General features: G+C 65.2%; 22 protein-coding genes. 11 read left to right on the top strand and 11 right to left on the bottom strand.

The genetic code is table 11. From position 1 onward, the window contains the following. The 5 genes from LB535_RS28220 (at position 1) to LB535_RS28200 (ending at position 5,131) form a co-directional block, all read left to right on the top strand. On the top strand, positions 1–714 hold the full coding sequence (locus LB535_RS28220; protein WP_224634504.1) for a uroporphyrinogen-III synthase: 714 nt from the start codon (positions 1–3) through the stop codon (positions 712–714). A gap of 100 nt (positions 715–814) precedes the next feature. Next, positions 815–2,284, top strand: coding sequence for a COG4223 family protein (locus LB535_RS28215; protein WP_224634503.1), 1,470 nt, complete (start codon positions 815–817; stop codon positions 2,282–2,284). Positions 2,285–2,293: 9 nt separating this feature from the next. Next, positions 2,294–3,871, top strand: coding sequence for a heme biosynthesis protein HemY (locus LB535_RS28210; RefSeq protein WP_224634502.1), 1,578 nt, complete (start codon positions 2,294–2,296; stop codon positions 3,869–3,871). A 45-nt stretch (positions 3,872–3,916) separates the two neighbouring features. After that, the gene (locus tag LB535_RS28205) at positions 3,917–4,396 is read left to right on the top strand and encodes a TerB family tellurite resistance protein (RefSeq protein WP_140846434.1); all 480 of its coding nucleotides are present in this window, start codon (positions 3,917–3,919) and stop codon (positions 4,394–4,396) included. Between the two features lie 18 nt (positions 4,397–4,414). Then, positions 4,415–5,131: a glutamine amidotransferase gene (locus LB535_RS28200; protein WP_224634501.1), complete on the top strand. Its 717-nt coding sequence runs from the start codon at positions 4,415–4,417 to the stop codon at positions 5,129–5,131. 339 nt (positions 5,132–5,470) lie between these two features. On the opposite strand, the gene LB535_RS28195 is transcribed toward LB535_RS28200, so the two are convergent. Further along, on the bottom strand, positions 5,471–5,893 hold the full coding sequence (locus LB535_RS28195; RefSeq protein ID WP_224634500.1) for a RidA family protein: 423 nt from the start codon (positions 5,891–5,893) through the stop codon (positions 5,471–5,473). Between the two features lie 137 nt (positions 5,894–6,030). On the opposite strand from LB535_RS28195, the gene LB535_RS28190 reads away from it, so the two are divergent. Then, entirely contained in the window at positions 6,031–6,933 is a 903-nt protein-coding gene (locus LB535_RS28190; RefSeq protein ID WP_224634499.1) for a LysR family transcriptional regulator, read from the top strand. Between the two features lie 286 nt (positions 6,934–7,219). Continuing rightward, positions 7,220–7,450: a hypothetical protein gene (locus tag LB535_RS28185; RefSeq protein WP_224634498.1), complete on the top strand. Its 231-nt coding sequence runs from the start codon at positions 7,220–7,222 to the stop codon at positions 7,448–7,450. Between the two features lie 86 nt (positions 7,451–7,536). Here LB535_RS28185 and LB535_RS28180 read toward each other — a convergent pair whose 3' ends face one another. The 7 genes from LB535_RS28180 to LB535_RS28150 form a co-directional block, all read right to left on the bottom strand. After that, on the bottom strand, positions 7,537–8,775 hold the full coding sequence (locus LB535_RS28180) for an MFS transporter (RefSeq protein WP_224634497.1): 1,239 nt from the start codon (positions 8,773–8,775) through the stop codon (positions 7,537–7,539). A gap of 156 nt (positions 8,776–8,931) precedes the next feature. Next, positions 8,932–10,032 (bottom strand): pyridoxal phosphate-dependent aminotransferase, encoded by a 1,101-nt coding sequence (locus LB535_RS28175; RefSeq protein ID WP_224634496.1) that lies wholly within the window; start codon positions 10,030–10,032, stop codon positions 8,932–8,934. 178 nt (positions 10,033–10,210) lie between these two features. Next, positions 10,211–10,672 (bottom strand): MucR family transcriptional regulator, encoded by a 462-nt coding sequence (locus LB535_RS28170; protein WP_224634495.1) that lies wholly within the window; start codon positions 10,670–10,672, stop codon positions 10,211–10,213. Between the two features lie 205 nt (positions 10,673–10,877). Next, entirely contained in the window at positions 10,878–11,582 is a 705-nt protein-coding gene (locus tag LB535_RS28165) for an ROK family protein (RefSeq protein ID WP_224634494.1), read from the bottom strand. A gap of 16 nt (positions 11,583–11,598) precedes the next feature. Beyond that, positions 11,599–12,975 carry a glucose-6-phosphate dehydrogenase gene (zwf, locus tag LB535_RS28160; RefSeq protein WP_224634493.1) on the bottom strand — a complete coding sequence of 459 codons (1,377 nt, stop codon included), beginning with the start codon at positions 12,973–12,975 and terminating at the stop codon, positions 11,599–11,601. 13 nt (positions 12,976–12,988) lie between these two features. Further along, on the bottom strand, positions 12,989–14,002 hold the full coding sequence (gnd, locus tag LB535_RS28155) for a phosphogluconate dehydrogenase (NAD(+)-dependent, decarboxylating) (protein WP_224634492.1): 1,014 nt from the start codon (positions 14,000–14,002) through the stop codon (positions 12,989–12,991). Between the two features lie 50 nt (positions 14,003–14,052). Next, entirely contained in the window at positions 14,053–16,464 is a 2,412-nt protein-coding gene (locus tag LB535_RS28150; protein WP_224634491.1) for a glucan 1,4-alpha-glucosidase, read from the bottom strand. Positions 16,465–16,647: 183 nt separating this feature from the next. Here LB535_RS28150 and LB535_RS28145 point away from each other — a divergent pair, with 183 nt between their 5' ends. Genes LB535_RS28145 through LB535_RS28130 form a run of 4 tightly spaced genes read left to right on the top strand, consistent with a single transcriptional unit; the run spans position 16,648 to position 21,104 of the window. After that, positions 16,648–17,664: an ABC transporter substrate-binding protein gene (locus LB535_RS28145; RefSeq protein WP_224634490.1), complete on the top strand. Its 1,017-nt coding sequence runs from the start codon at positions 16,648–16,650 to the stop codon at positions 17,662–17,664. 46 nt (positions 17,665–17,710) lie between these two features. After that, positions 17,711–19,174, top strand: coding sequence for a sugar ABC transporter ATP-binding protein (locus tag LB535_RS28140; RefSeq protein WP_224547163.1), 1,464 nt, complete (start codon positions 17,711–17,713; stop codon positions 19,172–19,174). Position 19,175: 1 nt separating this feature from the next. Further along, positions 19,176–20,153 (top strand): ABC transporter permease, encoded by a 978-nt coding sequence (locus LB535_RS28135; RefSeq protein ID WP_224634489.1) that lies wholly within the window; start codon positions 19,176–19,178, stop codon positions 20,151–20,153. A 3-nt stretch (positions 20,154–20,156) separates the two neighbouring features. Beyond that, the gene (locus LB535_RS28130; RefSeq protein WP_224611049.1) at positions 20,157–21,104 is read left to right on the top strand and encodes an ABC transporter permease; all 948 of its coding nucleotides are present in this window, start codon (positions 20,157–20,159) and stop codon (positions 21,102–21,104) included. A 2-nt stretch (positions 21,105–21,106) separates the two neighbouring features. On the opposite strand, the gene ppa is transcribed toward LB535_RS28130, so the two are convergent. The 3 genes from ppa to LB535_RS28115 all read right to left on the bottom strand — a co-directional run bounded on the left by ppa (position 21,107) and on the right by LB535_RS28115 (position 23,333). Next, positions 21,107–21,640 carry an inorganic diphosphatase gene (gene ppa / locus LB535_RS28125; protein ID WP_095769600.1) on the bottom strand — a complete coding sequence of 178 codons (534 nt, stop codon included), beginning with the start codon at positions 21,638–21,640 and terminating at the stop codon, positions 21,107–21,109. A 122-nt stretch (positions 21,641–21,762) separates the two neighbouring features. Next, entirely contained in the window at positions 21,763–22,272 is a 510-nt protein-coding gene (locus tag LB535_RS28120) for a GNAT family N-acetyltransferase (protein ID WP_040991512.1), read from the bottom strand. Between the two features lie 422 nt (positions 22,273–22,694). After that, positions 22,695–23,333 carry a TPM domain-containing protein gene (locus tag LB535_RS28115; RefSeq protein WP_224634488.1) on the bottom strand — a complete coding sequence of 213 codons (639 nt, stop codon included), beginning with the start codon at positions 23,331–23,333 and terminating at the stop codon, positions 22,695–22,697. Positions 23,334–23,436 lie beyond the last annotated feature (103 nt).

Raw genomic sequence — 23,436 nt, 5'->3', positions numbered from 1 at the left:
ATGGCCCGCATCCTGGTGACGAGGCCGGAGCCTGGCGCGTCGCGCACGGCACGGCGCCTCGAAGCCCTGGGATTTCAGCTTGTCCTGCTGCCGCTGACCGAGACGAGCGCATTGCCGGTCAAGGCGAGCATCGGCCGCGACGCCGTCGCGGTCGTCGTCACCAGCGCCAATGCGGTGCGGCATGCGCCGAAGGCGCTGATCGCGGCACTTGCGCGCCTACCTTGCCACGCAGTTGGCAAACGGACGGCGGAAGCCTGCCGCGCGGCGGGATTCCTCGCCGTCACGGAAGGTCCGGGCAACGCCGAGGCGCTGGCCGATGCCATCGCCGGCGGCCTTGCCGGCAGGGCAATCATCTATCTGTGCGGCCGCGTCCGCTTGCCTGCGTTCGAGCAGCGGTTGGCGGCGGCGGGCGTGCATGTCCAGGCGATCGAGACCTACGACACGACAAGCATCGACTATGGCGATGCCGATGTAGTCGCCCGCCTGTCGGGCCGGCCGATCGACGCGGCGCTGCTTTATTCGGCCAAGGCCAGCGCCGCGCTGGCCAGCCTGATTGCGCGGCCGGCCTTGCGGCATCTCTTTGAAAGAACGGAATTTTTAGCGCTTTCGGCGCGTGTCGCCGAGCCGCTGGACGGGGTTGCCGGTGACAGGGTCCGCATCGCGTCCAAGCCCGAGGAAGAGGCGCTGCTGGCGCTTTTGTCGCTGCCCGGCTGAGCCGCGTCATCACACCGCCCCTTTTCACCGCTTGGTGATGTGCTAGAGCATCCCCTGGACCCTTTGAACCATCCTCAAGCCAGTTCGCGGAGCCCAAAGCATGGTCAAGACGCCGAAGATGCGACATTCGAAGACCCGGCGCGAGCCGGTGACCATCGAACTCGAGCCCGGCGCCGTCTCGCGAATCATTGACGAGGATGCCGCCAAGGCCGAGGCCAGTGCCGCGCAGACCGACGAGGCGAAGGCAGAAGAGGCCGCCGCCGCTTCGCAGCCGGAGCCGCCGGAAGAGCCGATCCATGCCGAGCAGGCCGATATCGAGCCGTGGGAGCATAGCGACGCCGCGCAGGCAACTGCCGATAAATCAGAGGCCGGCAAGGGCGAGCCGGAGGCGCCGTATCCCGGCGCGTCCGATGCGCCGAAGAGCCAGCCCAAGGGCTTCGATTACAATTTCGAGGACGCATCCGCGCCTGGCGCCGGCGCCTCGGCATCGAAGGCAAGCGAGACACGAAGTGAGACATGGGGCGAGGATGGCGTGCCGCAGCCCCCGCGCAGAACCGGCGTCAACGCCATCGCTGCGGGCGTCGTCGGCGGCGTGATCGCGCTTGCCGGCGCCGGCCTGCTGCAAGCGGTCGGCCTGCTCGGCTCGTCGGGACCGGGCGGCGGGTCGCTCGATAGCGTCAACGGCGAGATCGCTTCGCTGAAAACCGAGATTGCGGCGCTGAAGGAAAGCGGCGGCACCTCGGCCAAGGTCGACGGCCTGTCCTCGGCGCTCGATCGGGTCAAGGCCGATGTCGCGGCGCTGAAATCGTCGGCCGGCCAGGGCGGCGACGGCGCTGCGCTCAAGGCGCTCGGCGACAAGGTTGGCCAGATCGAGACAACCGTCGCTGAGCTGCAGAAGAACGGCAATGCGGCACCCGCCGATCTCGGTCCGCTCAACGAGAAGATCGCCGGGCTCGACGCGCTGGTGAAATCGGCCGGCGATGCGGCCAAGGCCGTGGACGGCAGGGTGGCGGCACTGGAGCAGTCCGTATCGCAGCTTTCCGGCAAGGTCGAGGCGCAAGCCTCGCAACCCAAGATCGCGCTGGCGATCGCCGCCTCGGCGCTGAAGTCAGCGCTGGATCGCGGCGCGCCCTTCGCGACCGAGCTCGACACCTTCGCGGCGATCGCGCCGGACGCGCCCGAGCTCGCGGCGCTGCGCTCCTATGCCGAAAAGGGCGTGCCGACCCGCGCCACCATCGCTGCGGAGGCCGATGCCGCCGCCAACGCCATGGTCGATGCGGCAAAGCCGGTCGACCAGAATGCCGGCTTCTTCCAGAGCCTGGTGTCGAGCGCGGAATCGCTGGTCAAGGTGCGGCCGGTCGGCGCGGTCGAGGGCAAGGGCGTGCCGGAAACCGTCGCGCGCATGGAAGTGGCGGTCAACCAGGGCGATTACGCCAAGGCGCTCAGCGAATATGACACGCTGCCGCACGCGGCAAAGGCGGCCGGCGCCGATTTTGCCGGCAAACTGAAGGCACGGCTGGAGGTCGAAAAGCAGCTCGAAGCGCTGATTGCCGGCGCGACGAAGGCTTAAGGAGACAAGATGATCCGCATCCTCGTCTTCCTCGCCGTCGTCTTCGCGCTCGGGCTGGGTTTTGCCTGGCTGGCAGACCGCCCGGGCGAGATGCTCGTCACCTTCAACGGCTACCAGTACCAGGTCACGCTGATGGTGGCGGCGGTGGCGATCGTCGCCGTTGTGGCGGCGGTGATGATCGTCTGGTGGCTGATCAAGTCGCTGTGGAACAGCCCCTACACGATCTCGCGCTATTTTAGGGTGCGCCGCCGCGACCGCGGATACCAGGCATTGTCGACGGGCATGATCGCCGCCGGCGCCGGCGACGGCGCGCTGGCGCGCAAGAAGACCAAGGAGGCGGCCAAGCTGATCAGCTCCGACCAGGAGCCGCTGATCAACCTGCTCGACGCACAGGCCTCGCTGCTCGAAGGCGACCATAAAGGCGCGCGGGAGAAATTCGAGCGCATGCTCGACGATCCCGAGATGCGGCTGCTCGGCCTGCGCGGGCTTTATCTGGAGGCCGAGCGCCTCGGCGACCGCAATGCCGCGCGCCACTATGCCGGCCGCGCGGCGGCGGTGGCGCCGCAGCTTGCCTGGGCGGCGGAATCGACGCTGGAAGAACTTACCGAACGCGGCGATTGGGACGGCGCGCTGAAGCTGGTCGAGGCGCAGAAATCGACCAGGCAGATCGAGCGCGACGCCGCCAACCGCCGCCGCGCCGTGCTGCTCACCGCCAAGGCGCAGGCGCTGGTCGACAGCGACCCGAACGCGGCCCGCACCGCGGCGCTCGAAGCCAACAAGCTGGCGCCGGATTTCGCGCCGGCCGCGGTGATCGCCGCCGATCTGGTTATCCGGCAAAACGACGTGCGCAAGGGCTCCAAGATTCTGGAGGCCGCCTGGAAGGCCGAGCCGCACCCCGACATCGCCGAGCTCTACAACCATGCCAGGCCGGGCGACGCCGTGCTCGATCGTCTGAACCGCGCGAAGAAGCTGCAGGAATTGAAGAGGAATCATCCCGAGTCGTCGATGGCCGTGGCGCGCGCAGCGCTCAATGCCCAGGATTTCGCCACGGCGCGGCGCGAGGCGGAGGCCGCGATCCGCATGGATCGTCGCGAGGGCGCCTATCTTCTGCTCGCCGATATCGAGGAGGCCGAGACCGGCGACCAGGGCAAGGTGAGGCAGCTGCTGTCGAAGGCGGTGCGCGCGCCGCGCGATCCGGCGTGGGTGGCGGACGGCGTCATCTCCGAGCGCTGGGCGCCGGTGTCGCCGGTTACCGGCAAGCTCGACGCCTTCACCTGGCGCGCGCCGATGGAGCGGCTTGGCCAGCTGATCGACAGCGACGCGGATGTCGCCGTACCGGCGATCACGGCCGCGCCGCCTGTCCAGCCTGTCGCCGAGAAGGCGATCGACATCGTCGCCGATGCTCCGGCCGAGAAGCCGGCGCCGGTGCCTTCAAACGGCGGCGAGAAGCAAGCGTCCGTTGCGGAAGCCGTCAGCGAGGCTGAAATCGGCGAGCCCGGTCCGGAGCTGCCGCCTCTGCCGGACGACCCTGGCGTCGCGCCGGAAGAAGAAGCGGAAAAATCGCCGCGCCGCTTTCGTTTGTTCTGAGGCTGTATTCTGGGACCGGGTTTGTTGGGCAGGGAAAAAACATCGATGTTCGAGCGCGTATTGTCCTTCCTGAGGGATCTGCCGGCTGGGCGCGAGACCAAGCCGAGCGCCGACGATCCGCGTGTCGCGGCTTCGGCGCTGCTCTATCATGTGATGAACGCCGACGGCGTGCGCCAGGACGTCGAATGGGAACGGTTCAAGCAGATCCTGGCCGAGACCTATTCGGTGAGCGGCGAGGAGCTCGATGCGCTGGCGGCGGCCGGCGAGCGCGCCGACAACGAGGCGATCGACCTCTACGCCTTCACCAGCGTCTTGAAGCGCCACCTCGACCCCGAGGCGCGCAAGGCCTTCATCGGCCTGATGTGGGAAATCGTCTATGCCGATGGCGAGCTTGACGAGCTCGAGGACAACACCGTCTGGCGGGTCGCCGAGCTGATCGGCGTCGAGCGTCGCGACCGCATCGAGGCGCGCCGCAAGGCGGCGGCAGAGGTGCCCGGCGCGCGGGGCGAATCGAGCGACGAATAGCAGGATCCTTCGCCTTCCATGCCACCCAGATCGAGGCCGAGACCAAAAATCCTGATCGTGCTGCATCAGGAGACTTCGAGCCCCGGCCGCGTCGGCCACATGCTCCTGGAAGAAGGCTTCGACCTCGACATCCGCCGGCCACCATTGGGTGACGAATTGCCCTGCACGCTGGACGGTCACGCCGGCGCGGTTATCTTCGGCGGGCCGATGAGCGCCAATGACGAGGACGAGTTCGTCCGCCGCGAAACCGACTGGCTGGAAATCCCGCTCAAGGAGAACCGACCGTTCCTCGGCATCTGCCTCGGGGCGCAGATGCTCGCCAACCATCTCGGCGGCAAGGTCGAGGGCCACGGCGAAGGCCTGGTCGAGATCGGCTGGTATCCGCTGAAGGCGACCGAGGCCGGCAAGAAGCTGCTGCACTGGCCGGAGATGGTCTACCAGTTCCACCGCGAGGGCTTTTCGCTGCCGAAGGATGCGACGCTGCTGGCGACGGCGGAAACCTATCCTAACCAGGCGTTCCGCTACGGCGAGAATGCCTGGGGCATCCAGTTCCATGGCGAGCTGACAAGGGTGATGATGCAGCGCTGGGTGGTGCGCGGCGCGCATCGCTTCGAACTGCCCGGCGCCCAGCCCGGCCGCGACCATCTCGGCGGCCGGCTGATCTGGGACATGCACCTCAAGCGCTGGCTGGGCGAGTTTTTGCAGCTGATTTTTGGCAGGCCGGCTGTGGGGTAGACGCGAAGCGATTATTCTGAATGCTCGGGTTTGACCGAGAATGGCTTACGCCTGCCGGGGCATGGAAAGGCCGCTTTGCGTCCAATGTCAGCAGTAGGGGTGCCCTTGCCGCTGCCCAAATAGTAGACTGTGTCGAATGCAAAGCTATTGGTCGCAGGACGGCTAAGCCGACTTCGCTGGCGCCTTCCTACCGGTCGTTCACGCCCTAGCCGAAGTCGACCCATTCGCGAACTTCAAGTCGCGAGCGGGTCGCCTTCCAGACGCAAAACCTTGAGCGTTGGATCCTGAAAGCTCCCAGCTAGCGTCGTTGCCAGCAAATCACCACTGCACGGCAAGCAATCAGCGCTTGTCCGCCGGCCGGTCGCTGGTCGTCGAAGGGATGCGGGCCACGACCTTGATTTCGAAATCAAAGCCGGCAAGCCAGTTGACGCCTACTGCCGTCCAGTTCGGATAGGGAGGTTCGCCGATCTCTTCCGCTCGGACGGCCAGCACTGTTGCGATCTGGTCATCCGGGTTGGTGTGGAAGGTGGTGACGTCGACAACATCATCGAATCTACACCCGGCGGCGGCCAAGACCTCGCGTAGATTGGCAAAGGCGCGCCGAACCTGATCCTCAAATACGGGCTCGGGCGAGCCGTCCTCACGGCTCCCGACCTGACCCGACACGAAAAGAAGATCGTCGGAGCGAATGGCCGCAGAATATCGATGAATATCGTATAACGCGTGGCGTTTGGCCGGATAGATGGCGTCACGTGCAGGCATTTCGTGTTCCTTTGTGCCTTGTTAATGGGAGCGGACCGGCAACGGCCGGGAGCCGGGTCTTCGAGTTGGAGATAGGGCAATCGCATTATGCGCATTAGTCATTGAAATCGGCATAGGGTGATGCAAAAACACCACCAATGTCCCGCCCGTCCCTCAATGATCTCACCGCCTTCGTGGCCGTTGCCACGCATCGCAGCTTCCGCCGCGCAGCGGACGAGATCGGCACTGCGCCTTCCACGTTGAGCCATGCTATGCGAGCGCTCGAGGAGCGCATGGGCGTGCGCCTTCTGAACCGCACCACACGCAGCGTCTCGCCGACGGAAGCCGGCTTCCAACTGCTCGGCCGCCTTCAGCCGGCGCTCGCCTCACTGGACGAGGCGCTCGACAGCATCGCAGGGTTCCGGGGCAACGTTGCGGGGACGGTCCGCATCAACGCACCGCGACTGATGGCTGGGCTTCTCGTTCGCGGGGTTCTTCCGCAGATGGCGGAGCTCCATCCTGATGTAACGGTGGACATCGTCGTCGAGGGGCGACTCATCGACATCGTGTCCGGCGGGTTCGATGCCGGCGTGCGCCTCCTCGGATCGATTCCCAAGGATATGATCGCCGTGCCGCTTGCACGCCGGCTGACGTTCATCTGCGTCGCCTCGCCCGCCTATCTCGACCGCTCAGGGGAGCCGGGAACCCCGGAGGAATTGCAGCGCCACCATTGCATCGGTCACCGCATGCCCAGCGGGAAGCTCTATCGATGGGAATTCGAACGCGCCGGCCAGGAACTCGTGATTGACGCTAACGGCCCCATTGTTCTTGATGACGAGGAGCTAATGGTCGAAGCCGCAGTAAAGGGTCTGGGCATCGCCTATGTGGCGGATTCGGCTGCAGAAGCGGCCATGTCCGATGGCCGGCTGCGCAAGGTCCTGACCAGGTGGATGCCCGCTCCGGAAGAGGTTGCAATCTACTATCCTGGACATCGAGCCGTGCCGCCGGCGCTGCGTGCCTTTCTCGATGTCGTCAATGACCTGCGGAAGAAGGGAGCTTAACGAGAGCGACGAGCAGCCGCGCCATGACCGGCCGTTGGGCCAGAGGATTTGGAGTGCTCAGTTCATCCCTGTTGCGCTGGCGAACCAGTGTTCTGCCGCTGATCGCCGCTTATGACCGCCCGATCACTGGCGCTATTCAGGACCACCTGCCCGCAGCGCCGGGACCATAGCCCTGCGATGCCGCCGATCACCGCCGCGTGGCACCGATCAGCAGGCAGTCTCATCGGTATCGGCGGAGCCGCGAATCTGTGCTAAGCGCCGCCCGATCAATCAAAGGAAGACACCCGTGAGCGAACTGACATTGGCCGAGGCGACCGAAAATATCTATGCCTCACTCCGAGCCGACAATGCCGAACTCGATACGCATATCGCGGCACTCAAGGCGGCGCTGGCACGAGAGGGGAAGAAGCAGGCGGTGTTCGATCCGGCCAAGCTGGTGCAGAACAACCGGGCCGGCCGCAAGTTGATGCAGGCCTATTTTCGCCAGCGCGGCGTCAGCGTGAGCTTTTCGGAGTAGATTTGCTCGCGCCCCTGCCTCGCTGGGCGACGGCGCGGTGAGATTGGCCTGAACGTCGGATCCAGCGGCTTGGATCAAGAACGCGATCAGTTGCGGCTGTTGAGATGCCGCACCTGCCGCAGTGCGGGAAACAGATAGGCCCATAGCCCGGCGACGGCGATGGCGCCGATGCCGCCGATCACCACGGCGGGAACCGTGCCGATCAGCGCCGCCATGGTGCCGGCGCGGAATTCGCCGAGCTCGTTCGACGCGCCGACGAAGACCTGGTTGACGGCGTTGACGCGGCCGCGCACCTCGTCCGGCGTCCAGAGCTGGATCAGCGTCTCGCGGATGTAGACGCTGAACATGTCGGTCGCTCCAAGCAAGGCGAGCGCGACGATGGACAGCCAGGTGATGGTCGACAGGCCGAACAGCACTATCGAGGCGCCGTACAAGGCGACGAAGCCGAGCATGATCTTGCCGGCACGGTCGCGGATCGGATGGCCGGCCAGCCAGACGGCGACGCAGATGGCGCCGATGCCCGGCGCCGAGCGCAGCAATCCGAGCCCCCAGGGACCAAGCTGCAAAATGTCGCGCGCATAGACCGGCAGCAACGCAAAGGCGCCCGACAGGAGCACGGCGAACAGGTCGAGCGAGATCGCGCCGAGCACGATCTTCTCGCCCCAGATGTAGCTGAAGCCGGCAAACAGCGTCTGCATCGTCGGCTTGTCGGTGGCCGTCTGCTGGGCAGGCTTGGGAATGGTGAACACAAGCATGCCCGCAACCAGCATCAGCACAGCGGCGGTGGCGTAGGCGACTTCCGCCGACACGCCGTAGAGCAGGCCGCCGGCGACCGGGCCGACGATGGTCGCCGTCTGCCAGGCCGACGAGTTCCAGGCGATGGCGTTGGCGAAATCCTCCTCCGGCACGAGATTGGCGAACAACGAGGACGACGCCGGGCCGTAGAAGGCACGGGCTATGCCGAACATGACCAGCACGAGAAAGATCGGCAGCGGGCTGGTCAGGCCGCGCAGCGTCAGAAGCAGCAGGGCCAAGGCGCAGCCGGCCTCGACCAGGGTCGCCAGCGTCATGATCAGCCGGCGGCCGAAGCGGTCGGCGACGACGCCGGTGACCAGGACCAGGAGCAGCGAAGGCAGGAACTGGACGATGCCGACAATGCCGAGGTCGAACGGATTGCGCGTCAAATCATAGACCTGCCAGCCGACGGCGACCGAGACGATCATGGTGGCGAAGGTGGTGAGGAAACGCGCCGTCCAGTAGCTGAGGAACGGGCGGTGCCGGAACGCGGCGTAGCGCTGGTCTGGTGACGTTGTTTCGGCGGTCATGATTCGAGGGCCCCGTTGCGACAAAGGCCGGCGGGGCACTTCCACGGTGGGCGCTGGTCCGGCCGCAACCCTTTAGCCCAGTTCGTCTTGCCATGTGCGCAAAAAATCCGCGCTGGCGCGAAGAAAATCGGAATTGCCCGCTCTGGTGAGGTGCGTTCAGCCTCTCAAAGCAGCCGAGATGGCTTCCAGCCCGCCGCGCAACTCCGCCTCTTTCGGCCAGCCGAAACCGAGGCGGAAGAAACGCTTCGGCATCTCGAACCAGTGGCCGGGGCCGACATAGGTGCCGTATTCCTCCAGCAGCCTGGTATAGAATCTGTCGAGGTCGAAGCCGGCATCGACGTTGAGCCGCGGAAAGCCGACGACGCCGCCTTGCGGCCGCACCCAGTCGACCAGCGGCTCGCCGTCGATCCAGGCCTGCACGACGTCGCGGCGTCTGGCCATTTCGGGGAGCAGCGAGGCGAGGAAGGTATCACGGCGTTCGAGCGTGGCGCGGGCGATCGCCTCGTCGATGACGCTGCCGCAGATGCCGATCTGCTCCTTGGCGGCGAGGAAGGTCTCCTGCAACTGCGGATCGCGGGTCATCAGCCAGCCGATGCGGATGCCCGGAATGCCGAAGGCCTTGGACAGCGAGCAGACGCTGATGGCGGCGGGGCTGAGCGAGGCCGCTGCGGGTAGCCATTCGCCGTAGGAGAGGTCGCGATAGGTCTCGTCGACCAGCAGGCGGCATTTGCGGCTCTCTGCAAGCGCGACCAGCGCATCGAGCTCGGCGCGTGTCATCATCGTGCCGGTCGGGTTGTGCGGGCAGGTGACGCTGATCAGTCTGGTGTTCGGCCGCAGCTCTGCGCTCACACGGTCGATGTCGATGGCAAAGCCCTCGTCGAAATCGAGATCGATGTAGGAGATGGCGCAGCCGATCGCCTTCGGTGTCTCGATGTTGGTGGCGTAGTTCGGCCGCACGACCACGAGATGGTCGCCGGCCGACAGAAGCGACGTGGCGATGATGAACAGCGCGCCGGCCGCGCCAGCGGTCACCAGTACATCATCGGGGGAAAGACCGCTGTCCTGCCCGGCGATAAGCGCCCGCAGTTCCCTGTCGCCGCGGTGCTCGCCATAGAACAGCGTGAGGTCCGGCAGCGCGAGACCTATGTCGGAGAGTTTCTGGTCTGCGATCGAGCTTTCGGAAAGGTTGTAGCGGATGCGCTCGTAGCCGTATTCCTCCGGCGCTTCTTTCTCGATCACCATCCTGGTGTAGTTCATGGCCATGTCCCCAAGCGGTTCATCCTTTTAAACAGACCGCGCGTCCTGTTTTGACGCAATTCCGTACGGCTTTCCTGGAATTGCCTGGTGGAACGGTATCCAAGCCATAAAAGCAGGAAGCCTGCCAAGGCTGATTCCTCGGCAGGCTTCCCTAAACCATTGGTGCAGGCGCGTTATTTCAGGCCGGGGCTTTGGCCTTCCTGCCCCTGGCAGGCTTCGCCGGCTCCGGTTCCGCCTTGCGGCCGAGGCCGATCGACTTGGCGAGCTGCGAGCGCGACGCCGCGTAGTTGGGCGCGACCATCGGGTAATCCACCGGCAGGCCCCATTTGGTGCGGTAGGCTTCCGGTGTCAGTCCGAAATGCACGCCGATATGGCGCTTCAGCGATTTGAACTTCTTCCCGTCCTCGAGGCAGATGATGTAGTCCGGCGTCACCGAGCGCCTGGGATTGACGGCGGGGACCGGCGGGGGCGCCGCGGGCTCCGCCGGCTGGCTGATCCCGACGATCGAAGAGGCGACGCTGGCGATCAGTCCGCCCAGGTCGGAAGCAGGCAGGCGGTTTTTGGCGACATAGGCCGATACGATATGAGCGGTGAGCTCGAGCAGGTCGATTTCCCTGGCTGTGCTGGTGTCCTCGTCCACGTAGTCCCTCCATTTCTGCCGCAAGGTCGCGAAACCGATCCGGTTTTCGCGGTGTAATGTCGAAGCGCTGCGAGCGTTGTTTGCGAATTCGGGATGCCGCAGGGGCCGCAGGCCGGCGAATTCCTAGTCGGCAAATCTGCGCGGCGCAACATTTTCTCGCGTCAATACACGCTGTTTTGAACAATTATACTGAAATGTAACTATATCAGACGACCAGCGCCTTGTCGCGCCACAGACGAAATCCACCCTCGAAAGCGCGAGTGTTGTCGCCGCGCCGGGACTTTTCAGGCAATTGATCGAGCTTGTCGACATTGCCGCCGCCGATCACGACATAGTCAGGCTGCAAGGCGGCGCGGAGCCTGTCGACAACGTCGAAAACGTATTTGCGCCACTTCTTCTTCCCGTGCTTCACCAAGCCGCGTTCGCCGACATAATCCTCGAAAGTCGCTCCCTTCTTGTAGGGCAGGTGGGCGAGCTCCATGGGCTGGCCGACATTCTTGATGATCATGGCGGCGCCCAGGCCCGTGCCGAGGCCGAGGAACAGCATGCGGCCGCCGTCATAGCTGCCGATGGCCTGCATCAGCGCGTCGTTGACGAGCTTCACCGGCTTGCCGAAAGCGGCGGTGAAATCATAGCCGTTCCAGCCCTGGCCGAGGTTGAAGGGATCGAGCGAGGGCTTGTTGTCGCGCACGGGGCCGGGATAGCCCATCGAGATGACGTCATAATCCAGGCCCTCGGCCAGTTTCTTGACCGACGAGACGACCTGGTCCGGGGTCAGGTTCGGTCCGGACGCGACGCGGCGCATCTCGCCGCCTGCGCTGGTGAGGATCTTCACATGCGAGCCGCCGACATCGACGGTGAGCACGATCGGATCGCCGGTCGCCGCGGCTTTCTTTGCTGCCTTCGCCATCCGTCCTCCCCGAAAATTATTTGCTCGGATTGATCCAGCCGTCGGGTGGGCCGAAGCCGTTCATGGCATCGACCGGCCCCCAGGTCTTGGGCGCATAGATTGCCGGCGCCGCGGTGTCGCCGAGCACCGGGCCGACGATGCGCCAGGCAAGCTCGGCCGCGTCCTGGCGCGTGAAGAGCTGGCCATTGCCGTTCATGGCGTCGCCGATCAGCCGCTCATAGGGCGGCATGTCGCCCTTGGTGTCGTCGAGCGCGGTCAGCTCCACCTGCTCGCCGATCATGTCGTCGCCGGCGACCTTGCGCTGGGCGCCGATCGAGATCGCCACCTGCGGGTCGATGCGGAAGCGGACATAATTGGCGTCGCCCGGCTTGATCGGATCGAAGACGTCGAGCGGCGGCCGCTTCATACGCACGATCACCTCGGTGGCGTGGACCGGCATGTTCTTGCCGGCGCGAATGAAGAAAGGCACGTCCCGCCAGCGCCAGGTGTCGACGAAGAAGCGTACCGCGGCGAAGGTCTCGACCGGCGAGTTGGGCCTGACGCCCGGCTCGGCCAGATAGCCGTCGAATTGGCCGCGCACGACATCGTCCTTGGTCAGCGTGCGGATCGCGCGCAGCACCTGCACCTTCTCGTCGATCAGGTCGTCGGCCGAGCGGCCGACAGGCGGCTCCATGGCCAAAAGCAACAGGATGTTGAGCAGGTGGTTTTCGATCACGTCGCGGATGCAGCCGACATCGTCATAGAATTTGCCGCGGCCCTCGACGCCGAAATCCTCGGCCATGGTGATCTGCACGCTCTCGACGAAATTGCGGTTCCAGATCGGCTCGAGGAAGGAGTTGGCGAAGCGGAAATAGAGCAGGTTCTGGATCGCTTCCTTGCCGAGATAATGGTCAATGCGGAAGATCGACTGCTCGTCGAACACCAGATGCAGCACCCGGTTCAGCCAGCGCGCCGACTGCAGGTCGTGGCCGAACGGCTTTTCCACCATCAGCCGCGCGCCGCGCGCGGTGCCGGACTGCTCCAGGCCCTGCACGACCGTCTCGAACATGGTCGGGGGGACGGCCATGTAATGCAGCGGCCGCTGCGCGGAACCCAGCGCCGTCTTCAGCTTCTCGAAGGTCGCGCCGTCGCGGTAGTCGCCGCTGACATAGCGCAGCAGCGAGGCGAGCTTGGAAAAGACCTTGTCGTCGACACGGCCAAGCGCGGTGACGATGCCGTCGCGCGCACGGTCCACCAATTTGGGGATCTCCCAAGGCTCGAAGGCGACGCCGATCACCGGCTCGCTCAGCGTGCCCTTGGCGACCATCTGGTAGAGCGCCGGGAAAATCTTCTTGTGCGCAAGATCGCCGGTCGCTCCGAAAAGCACCAGCGTGTCGGACCTCTCCTGGCTCATGCAGTCTCTCCCTTCACGCGCCGGTCTTCGGCTTCTCGACATGGCCGCCGAAGGCATAGCGCATGGCGGACAGAAGCTTGTCGGCGAATTGCGATTCGCCCTGGGAAGAGAAGCGGTCGAACAGCGCAGAGGACAGCACCGGCGCCGGGACGCCGGTGTCGATCGCCGCTTTGAGCGTCCAGCGGCCTTCGCCGGAATCGGAGACGCGGCCGCCGAACTGGGCGAGCGCCGGATCGTTCTTCAGCGCGCCGGCGGTGAGATCGAGCAGCCAGGAGCCGATGACGCTGCCGTGCCGCCAGACCTCGGCGACCTGCGGCAGGTCGATGTCGAACTGGTAGTATTGCGGATTTTCGAGCGGGCTGGTCTCGGCGTCGGCTGTGCGCTGCCTTTTGCCGGCATTTGCCGACTTCAGGATGTTCATGCCCTCGGCATAGGCGGCCATCACGCCATATTCGATGCCGTTATGCACCATCTTGACGAAGTGACCGGCGCCGCTCGGTCCGCAATGAAGATAGCCGAAGGGCGCCGTGCCGGCATCCTTGGACGGGTTGGCGCCCGCATCGGCGCCAGGCGCCAGCGTGGCAAAGACCGAATCGAGATGCTTCACAGCGTCATCGGGGCCGCCGATCATCAGGCAGTAGCCGCGCTCCAGCCCCCACACGCCGCCGCTGGTGCCGACATCGACGAAGTTGATGCCCTTAACCGCCAGCTTGGCCGCCTGGTCGACGGCATCATGGTAGTAGGAATTGCCGCCGTCGATGATGATGTCGCCCGGCTCCATCAGCGCCGCCGCCTGGTCGACGATCCTGCCGGTGATCGCGGCCGGCAGCATCAGCCAGGCGCAGCGCGGCTTGGCGAGCTTGGCGACGAACTCCTCCAGCGAGGCGGCACCGACCGCGCCGTCCTTGACCATGCCGGCGACGCTTGCCGAATTGATATCATAGACGACGCATTCATGGCCGTCGCGCATCAGGCGCCGCACCATGTTGGCGCCCATCCTGCCCAGTCCCATCATTCCGATCTGCATGGTTTCATCCTGATTGCTTGAGGAAGGAGAAGTACAATGGCCCTGCTGGATCACGATTGGGCGCCAATGCCGACGCTGAAGTCGACATTCTCCCAACGCATCGCCCCGGGCCAGAAAAAAGTGAAGACGATGATGGTTCCCGGCTGCAGGCGGCTGACGGGCAAATCCACCAGGTGAATGCCGAACGCATTCTCGGTTGTCTTGCTGTCCTGCACGGTCAGCCATTTGTCGCTGCTCCAATGGACGACCCCGGGTGCCGACAATTCGACGCGCAGCGCCTTGCCGGCCGGAATGGAGCGGATCTTGTGGTTGAAGCGCCAGATCCTAAGCGGCGAGACCGTCTGGCCCTTGATATAACGTTCGACGCCTTGCGGCGGCAGGTCGAAGACGGCGCCGTCGCGCAGCGAGCGCAACAGCTTGATGTGCTCGGCATGCGCCCAGACCAGCGGCATGGCGCTGCCCGAAGGGGCGCCCAGCCGCAATTCGCGGTCTGGCATGTCGGGACGATCCCAGACCTGCTCCGGCAGGAGGCCGCCGACGCCGGCCGAGCGTTCGAAAGTCTCAAGGAGCTGCGCCGCCCTGTCCCCGCGGCCGGCTGCCAGTTCGTAATGGGCGCGCTCGCCGGCGAGCAGCGGCCACGGCCGCCCCTGGCCGGTGCCGTCGAAAGGCGAGCCGTCCTCGTGCTCGCCATAGCCGTCGCCGGTATAGCGGTACCAGAGCGGCCCCTGCGGCAGGTCGCAGCGCAGCTCGGCGTCGACGGCCTTGACGGTGTTGAGGATGCGCGGGTCGTCCGCGGCCCTCAGGCCAAAGCGGACCAGCGCCAGGGCGTCCGGGCTGATGATCGCCTCGGCCGGCTTGTCGCTGTCGCCCGGCGGCCGGTTCTTGATCGGCACGAAGCCGTCCTTCGGCGAGGCAGCGCTGCCATCATCGGGCGGGGCGATGCGGACATAATAGCCATCGATTCCCGCCCTGGTGCTTGCCTGCGTACCGGTCACATAGGTCCAGCGCTCGATCTGGTCGTTCCAGCAATCGGCGGTCTCGCGCAGATAGTTTGCCGGCTCATTCTTGCCGCTGGCGTCGAGCATGTCGGCCGCCGCAAGCAGGCCCGCTATTTCCACGGCCAGTGTGAAGGGGCTGTAGCCGGCATCCTCTTCCCAGCGATCCTGGCCGGTGACCGGGCCGTTGCGCACGACATACGTCGCCGCGTTCTCGATCATCGGCAGGAATTCGGCGAGCTTCGACTCCGGCAGATGGCCGGCGCGGCGCAAGGCATCGGCGAGCAGCAGCGGAAAGGCGCATTCATCCATCTGGATGCCGGGCCAATAGGCGGTGCCGTCGGACCAGCAATTTTGCGGCCAGTGGCCGTCCGGCTGCTGGATCGAACGCAGATAGGTGAGGATCTGCAGCGCCTGCCTGCCGTCGCCGGCCGCCAGGAAGCCGCCAGCCGTCTCGACCAGGTCGCGCGGCCAGATGAGGTGATAGCCGCCGAGGTCATCGTCGCCCTTGTTGAAACCCCAGGGGATCGACAGGCTGGCGACGGCAGCGCCCGGCCTGGCGATCGACAGATGGCTCGCCAGCACCGCCGCGCTGGCGCGATAAGAATTCAAACCGGAGGCAGCGCGGCGGTCGAGTTTTTCCAATCCTGCCTGAAATGTCCGCCAGTTCTCGACATAGATCTTCGCGGCCGGCTCGAAACCCTGTTGCAGGCTTGCAAGCGCAAGGTCGGCGGCTTCCTCCGGCGAAGCGCCGAAGCCGAGCGCCAGCAAGGCAACCGTCCTGCCGGCCGAAAAGCCGATCTCGCCGGTCAGCGCGACATTGCCGTTTTCCACCGCCAAGCAGGATGGATCGAGCGCGCCGCTGTCGCGCAGCTGCTGCCAGCCGTCGGAGAAGCCGACATAGCCGGCCGAGCAGGCGCCCCAGGGCAAAGAGGAGGCGAGCGCCAGCGACACGCCGCGCCCTGTGGCGAAGAGAAGACGCTGCCCCTTGTGCTCGCCGATCCAGGCCGTATTGCCCATGCCGGCATTGACGAGGTGCGGCGCAAGCAGCGCGTAGACGCGATAATCAGCCAGCGAGCCCTTGATCGCGCTGAAATGCACTTCCTGCAGCAGCACAGGTCGTTTCGAGTCCGTAACGATGCGTTTTTCGATGCGGTAGGCGCCATCGGAAGCGGTGTTGCTGAACCTGTAGCCGGGCACCCCGTCCTCCAAAGGGTCGACGGTGTGGGCCGCGTCGCGCTTCTCCTCGGAAAAATAACCGCCGGGGCCGGTGACGATCAGCCCCAGGTCGCGCGTGCAGGCGCTGTCGAGGTGCGGATAATAGATTTCATTCAGGATGCCGTGGCTGGTGGTGAACCAGAGCGGGCTTTTTGCCGAAAGCGCGGTTCCGACGCCGGTCTTTGCGCTTGACGTCCAGCGCGCCGGAATTCCGGGCGCGCCTTTAGCAACGGTCGGCGTCACTGCCATGCACTGGCCTCCTGCCGCGTTCCTAGACCAGGAGTCGCCGTCTTTTCAATCGTCGCACCGCAAGTTGATCGAGCAGTGCCAATGCTTTGCAGTTGACAGCTTGCGGTTCCTCTGCATTTGTCTGACAATAGATAAAAAACAGAGAATTCGCGTTTAGTAGCAGCAACCTCGGGAGGAACCGACATGAAGAAACTGCTCGTATTGAGTGCATTTGCGGCGATGCTCGCCTCGGGCACCGCGCTTGCCGACACCAGCGGCAAGAAGATCGCCTTCTCCAACAATTATGCCGGCAATTCGTGGCGCCAGGCGATGCTCGACAGCTATGCGATCGTCACCAAGAAGGCGGTCGAGGACAAGGTGGTCGCGGCAGCGGATGTCTTCACCACCGCCGACAAGGAAGTGCCGACTCAGGCCGCCCAGGTGCAGAACCTGATCCTGCAGGGCTATGACGCCATCGTCATCAACGCCGCGTCGCCCGATGCGCTCAATGGCGCCATCAAGCAGGCCTGCGATGCCGGTATCGTCGTCGTCTCCTTCGACGGCATCGTGACCGAGCCTTGCGCCTACCGCGTCGTCGTCGACTTCAAGGACATGGGCAAGCAAGAAGTCGAGCAGATGGCCAAGTTCCAGCCCAAGGGCGGCAATCTGTTGGAAATCCGCGGTCTCGCCGGCACCTCAATCGACGATGCCATCCATGCCGGCATCCTCGAGGGCGTCGCCGCCCATCCCGAGTTCAAGATCGTCGGTTCGGTAACGGGCGACTGGGACCAGACGACGGCGCAGAAGGCGGTGGCGACCATCCTGCCGTCGTTGCCGGATGTCGTCGGCATCGTCGACCAGGGCGGCGACGGCTATGGCGCCGCGCAGGCCTTCGCCGCGGCCGGCAAGCCACGCCCGACCATCATCATGGGCAATCGGCAGGACGAGCTGAAGTGGTGGAAGGAGCAGAAGGAGAAGGACGGCTACAAGACCTGGTCGGCCTCGATCGCGCCCGGCGTGTCGACGCTGGCCTTCTGGGTGGCGCAGCAGGTCCTCGATGGCCGCAAGGACATCCCGCATGACCTCCTGGTGCCCTATCTCGCCTTCACCCAAGACGATTTCGAGGCCGCGCTGCCGAAGATCAACGAAGGCGGCGTCGCCACGCACGAATACACGCAGGAAGAAGCTATCGCGGCGATCAAGGCCAACATCAAGCAATAGCGGTGGGCACATTGCGGTCCGCATCGCCAACCGGATAAAGTTGAGGATGCTTCAGGCTATTGCGGATATCGTCAGGCTCAACGGCGCCGAAAAGCATTTCGGCGCCGTTCGGGCGCTTAACGGTGTCGACTTCCATGTCGGCGCCGGCGAATGCGTCGGGCTGGTCGGGCATAACGGCGCCGGCAAGTCGACGCTCATGCACATGGTGGCCGGCACGCTGCGGCCGGATGGCGGGCAGATCGCCGTGCGCGGCAATCAGGAAGCGAGCTATTCGGTGGCGCGCGCGCTGGAGCTCGGCATACGCTGCGTCTTCCAGGAGCTGTCGCTCTGCCCCAATCTCAGCGTCGCCGAGAATACCCGCATCAATCACCCCGCGCTCACCGGTTTCGGCTGGCGGCGCCGGGCCGCCGACCTCATCCGCGCCAAGCTGGACGAGATCTTCCCGGACCACGGCATTTCGGCGGACGACATCGCCGGCGACCTCTCGATCGGGCGGCGCCAGATGGTCGAGGTGGCGCGCGCCTTCACGCTGACCCGCGAGCCGCTGCATCTGGTCATCCTCGACGAGCCGACCTCTTCGCTCGACGCGCATACGGCGGGCCAATTGCTTTCATTCGTGCGCCGCTTCGTGGCGGCCGGAGGCAGCTGCATCCTGATCTCGCATGTGCTGGGCGAGGTGCTGCAGAACGCCGACCGCATCGTGGTGATGCGCGACGGCAAGGTGGTCGCGGCCGATGCCGCGAGCGCGTTCGACCGCGACAGGCTGGTCGCGGCCATGGGCGGCGCCGAGGGACATCACAAAGCCGCCGCCGAAGCCCGCAAGACCGAGCCAGGAGCGCTCAGGGTGCGGGCACGCCCGGCCAGGCAGCAGGACGGCAAGGAGCTTGTCGCGCGCGCAGGCGAGATCATCGGCCTTGCGGGACTTGCCGGCCACGGCCAGACGGATCTTCTGCTGGCGATCTTCTCGGCCGCCTCGCGCGCCAGGACCGGCATCGAGGTGACGGCGCCGGTGGCGCTGGTCGCCGGCGACCGCCAGTCGGACGGCATCTTTTCGCAATGGTCGATCGCGCAGAATATCGGCATCCGCTCGCTGGCGCGGCTGCGCAACGGTCTGCTGATCTCGCCGCAGCGCGAGGCCGAGCTTGCCGAATTCTGGAAAAAGAAGATCGGCATCCGAACGCCGGACATGAACAACAACATCTATTCGCTGTCGGGCGGCAACCAGCAGAAGGCGCTGTTTGCCCGCGCGCTCGGCTCCGACGCAGAGATCGTGCTGATGGACGACCCGATGCGCGGCGTCGATATCGGCACCAAGCTCGAGGTCTACGACCTCGTGCGCGAGGAGGCCGCCAAAGGCCGGACCTTCCTCTGGTACACGACCGAGACCGAGGAGCTCGACAATTGCGACCATGTCTACGTCTTCAAGAACGGCCGGATCGTCGCCAATCTTGGGCGCGACGAGCTGACGGAGGAAAAGATCATCCAGTCCTCGTTCGGCGATGCGGCCTGAGATGACGGCGATCGCTCCCGGCACCGTTCCGAAAGCCTCGCCGCGCGGCAGCGCCGCCCGGGCGCGCATGCTGCGCGGCCTTTTGCCGGCTTTGTCGCTGGCGCTGGTGCTGATTGCGATTGCCTGGCTCAACCCGCGCGCCATCAGCTATTTCGGCTTCAACCTGATGCTCAACCTGGCGATCCCGATCGCGCTGGCGACGATCGCGCAGATGTTCGTCATCGCCGGCAACGAGCTCGACCTGTCGATAGGGACGTTCGTCGGCTTCGTCGGCTGCGTCACCGCGACATGGCTGCGGGACGCGCCGCTCCTCGGCATTCTCGTGCTCATGGGCTCGATCGGCGTCTATGCATTGCTCGGCGCGCTGATCTACCTGCGCAATTTGCCTTCGATCGTGGTGACGCTCGGCATGAGCTTCGTCTGGCAAGGGCTTGCGATCCTGATCCTGCCCAAGCCCGGCGGCAAGGCGCCGGACTGGCTGCTGTCGATCCTGTCGTTCAAGCCGCCCTACATTCCGTTCCCGATCCTTGCCGCGCTGCTGATCGCCGCGGTCGTGCATTTCGGCCTGATGCGCACGTCCTACGGCGTCATCCTGCGCGGCTCAGGCGGCAATGCCGCGGCGCTGAGGCGCGCCGGCTGGTCGCTGCTCAAGACCAAGGTCGTGCTGTTCGCGTTGACCGGTCTGTTCGGCGTGCTCTCTGGCATGGCGTTGATCGGCATCACCACCTCGGCCGACGCCAACATCGGCAATGGCTATACGCTGCTCTCGATCGCCGGCGTCATCCTCGGCGGCGGCGAGTTCGTCGGCGGCCGGGTGTCGCCGATCGGCGCCGTCCTCGGCGCGCTGACATTGGCGCTGGCCGCCTCGCCGCTCTTGACCTTCATGCACATCCCGCCCGACTGGCAGGTGGCCGCCAACGGAGCGATCCTGATCATCGTGCTGGCGGCGCGGGTGCTGATCAGCCGCAGGGAGCGGTGAGCGATGACCTCGGTGCGGACGCTGCTTGAAAAGCCCTGGATCTGGTCCTTCGTCGGCGCGGTCGTCGTCTGGCTGGCAACGATTGCCTTCACCGGCGGCTACGGCGCTGGCGGCATGGTCACGGCAGCGCTGTCGCTCGCCGTCTTCACCGTCATCGTCGGCGTCGGCCAGATGTTCGTCATCACGCTGGGACCCGGCAATGTCGACCTGTCGCTGCCAGCCAATATCGGGCTGGCCAGCGCGGTCGCCATGAAGGTGATGGGCGGCAGCGACGCCATGATCCTCGTCGGGCTGCTGGCCGCACTTGCCTGCGGCGCCGCTATCGGCGCGATCAACTACCTGCTGATCTGGGCACTGCGCATCCCGCCGATCATCGCGACGCTGTCGGCGAGCTTCATCATCCAGTCGGTCGACATCAGCTACGGCCGCGGCCTGCAGATCAAGCCGCCGCCGGGCTTTGCCGACTTCACCAACTGGCAGGTGCTGGGCATTCCGGTGCTGGCGATGCTGACGGTCGTCTTCACCATAGGCGCCGCGCTGGCGCTGCAGCGCATGATCTACGGCCGCTCGGTGCTGGCGATCGGCCAGAACATCCGCGCCGCATGGCTCGCCGGCGTCCATGTCGGCCGCATCCGCTTCCTCACCTACACGCTGTGCGGCGCGCTGGGCGGCATCGACGGAGCGCTGCTTGCCGGCTATTTCCGCGGCGCCAATGTCGATATCGGCAACGAATACCTGCTCGCCTCGATCGCGGTCGTGGTCATCGGCGGCACCTCGGTCGCCGGCGGCAAGGCCAACGTGCCCGGGGTCTGGGGCGCCGGCCTGTTCCTGGTGCTCCTGCTCACCATGCTCAACACGTTCGGCGTCAGCGCCGGCGTGCGGCTGGTGCTGACCGGGCTGATCATCGTCGGGGTGATCACCGCGGCCGGCGGCGAGAAGGCCGTTCGGTAGTCTTATTTGGCTGTCTTGGCCCGCGCGATCGCGTCGACGATCATCTTCTTGGCATATTTGGAATCGTGCCAGCCCTCGATCTTGACCCATTTGCCGGGCTCGAGATCCTTGTAGTGCTCGAAGAAGTGCTGCACCTGCTGGCGCGTGATCTCGGGCAGATGCGTGTATTCGGTGACGTTCTCGTAGCGCAGCGTCAGCTTGGGCGAGGGGACCGCGATCACCTTCTCGTCCTGGCCGGCATTGTCTTCCATGATCAAGACGCCGATCGGCCGTACATTGATGACGCAGCCCGGCACCAGCGCCCGGGTGTTGCAGACCAGAACGTCGATCGGGTCGCCGTCGCCCGACAGCGTGTGCGGCACGAAGCCGTAATTGCCCGGATAGCGCATGGAGGTGTGCAGGAAGCGGTCGACGAACAGGGTGCCGGCCTCCTTGTCCATCTCGTATTTGATCGGCTCGCCGCCGATCGGCACCTCGATGATGACGTTGACGTCCTCAGGCGGGTTCTTTCCTGTGGGCACGGCTTCGATACGCATGGCTAAATCCCTCTCTCGATTGCAAGACCGATAGCGGGCGAAACGTCATGGTGCAATGCGGCGAATGGCAATGAACGCCAATGGAAGCGCACAGTTTGTGATGGATTGTAACCTAGGCGACGTCAGTCATTCCAGACGAAAGCCACTTTCTTGAGCGCCTTCTGCTCGAAGACTTCAACGCCTTCGGCAATATCGCGGCCGCCATTGCCGGCGTAGAAGGCCAAGGCGTTGTGATTGTCCTCCAGCGCCCAGACCACCAGGCCGCGCAGGCCGTGGTCGGCGAGCCGGGCCTTGGCCGCCTTGAACAGCCGGCTGCCGAGCCCGATGCCCTGATATTCAGGACGCAGATAGAGTTCGTAGATCTCGCCCTGCTGGCGGAGCTCGCGAGCACGGTTCTTGCCGATCGTGGCATAGCCGGCGACCGTTCCGCCGATCTCGACGACCAGCACGGTGGCGGCGCGGCGAATCGCGTTGGCCCACCAGTCGACGCCGCGACGGTTGATCATCGAAGTCAGCGTGCGGTGCGGGATGATACCGGAATAGGCGCCGCGCCAGGCTTGCTGGTGCACCTCGGCGATGGCGCTCGCGTCGCGCGGCTCTGCCTTCCGGATGTCGATCGTCAGCGTGTTCATGATTGGTTAACCATAAACCCGCATCGGGCGATTGCAAAGAGTCCGCCAACACGCCTCCGCGCTTTCGCACAGGCGAAAGGTGCGTTCGCCGACGAGGCGTTCATTTCCGTAAAATCAGCGCAAACGCCGGAGATTGGCTGAAGCCGCCCAACCTCGTCATTCTATGGCGGAGCAAGGAGCGAAGCGACGCGGCGCAGACCCTAGAATCCATGCCGTGACCTTAAGGCGTTGCCACGGCGCAGAATTCTGCTCCGTTGCACGCTGTGGCGAAGGTAACGGCATGGATTCTAGGGTCTTCGCGACGGAGCTCCGCTCCTGCTCCGCCCTGGAATGACGATCGCGATGGGCGTTTCGGCCAATCTCCAGCGCATGCGATCAACGCAAACAGAGCCGATCGGTCAAAATCCCAATACGGGAACTAGTCAGATTTCGACGAGATGATCATCGAGCTCGTTGGTGTCGCCTTCGGTGACCGGGAAATGCTCGGCGAGCACCGCGCCGACCGTACCGATAGCCTTGACGAAGCCGTCGGCCAGCCGGTCGTCACCGGCATGTCTGGTCAGATCGCCCACCACGCCGTCCCAGACATGCTGGCCGACCTTGGCGTCGATACCGGAATCGGCGACGACCTCGGCATAGCGCTCGGCAACGGAGACGAAGATGAGCACGCCGGTGCGCGCGCTCGTGCGGTGGACGTTGCGGGCCAGGAACTGCTTCATCGCATTGGCGTGCGCCGCCTGATAGCGCAGCCTTCTCGGCACGAAATGAATGCGCAAAGTGGGCAGGAACCAGAGCAAAACGAGCACCGAGGCCAGCGCCAGCGCTTGCGCCAGCACGAAATGCGGCAGCCGTATGGACAGCCACCATGCCTCCAGCCCATAGGCGACGGCAAGGCTGGCGACGAACACGCCGATCGTCGTCGTGAACGCGGCCGGAAAGAAGTAGCCGTCGCTGGCCCGAGCGACGACGCAGTAGATCTCGCCGTCGGTCTTCAACTCGGCGGTGCGGATCGCTTCGGCGATGCGGTCATGGTCCTCGGCGCTGATCGGTCGCGTTGCCATGATGCCTCACCAGCTTCCCGAAGAGCCGCCGCCGACCTTCCCGCCCTCACCGGCCGCGTCGTCGACAATGCCGGCATCATCGATGCTGGCACGCGCGCGTCCC

This window comes from Mesorhizobium sp. CA10 (assembly GCF_020165285.1).
GTDB lineage: Bacteria > Pseudomonadota > Alphaproteobacteria > Rhizobiales > Rhizobiaceae > Mesorhizobium.
Note: the sequence above shows the minus strand (reverse complement) of the source record. Positions and strands in the feature narration are given on the sequence as shown.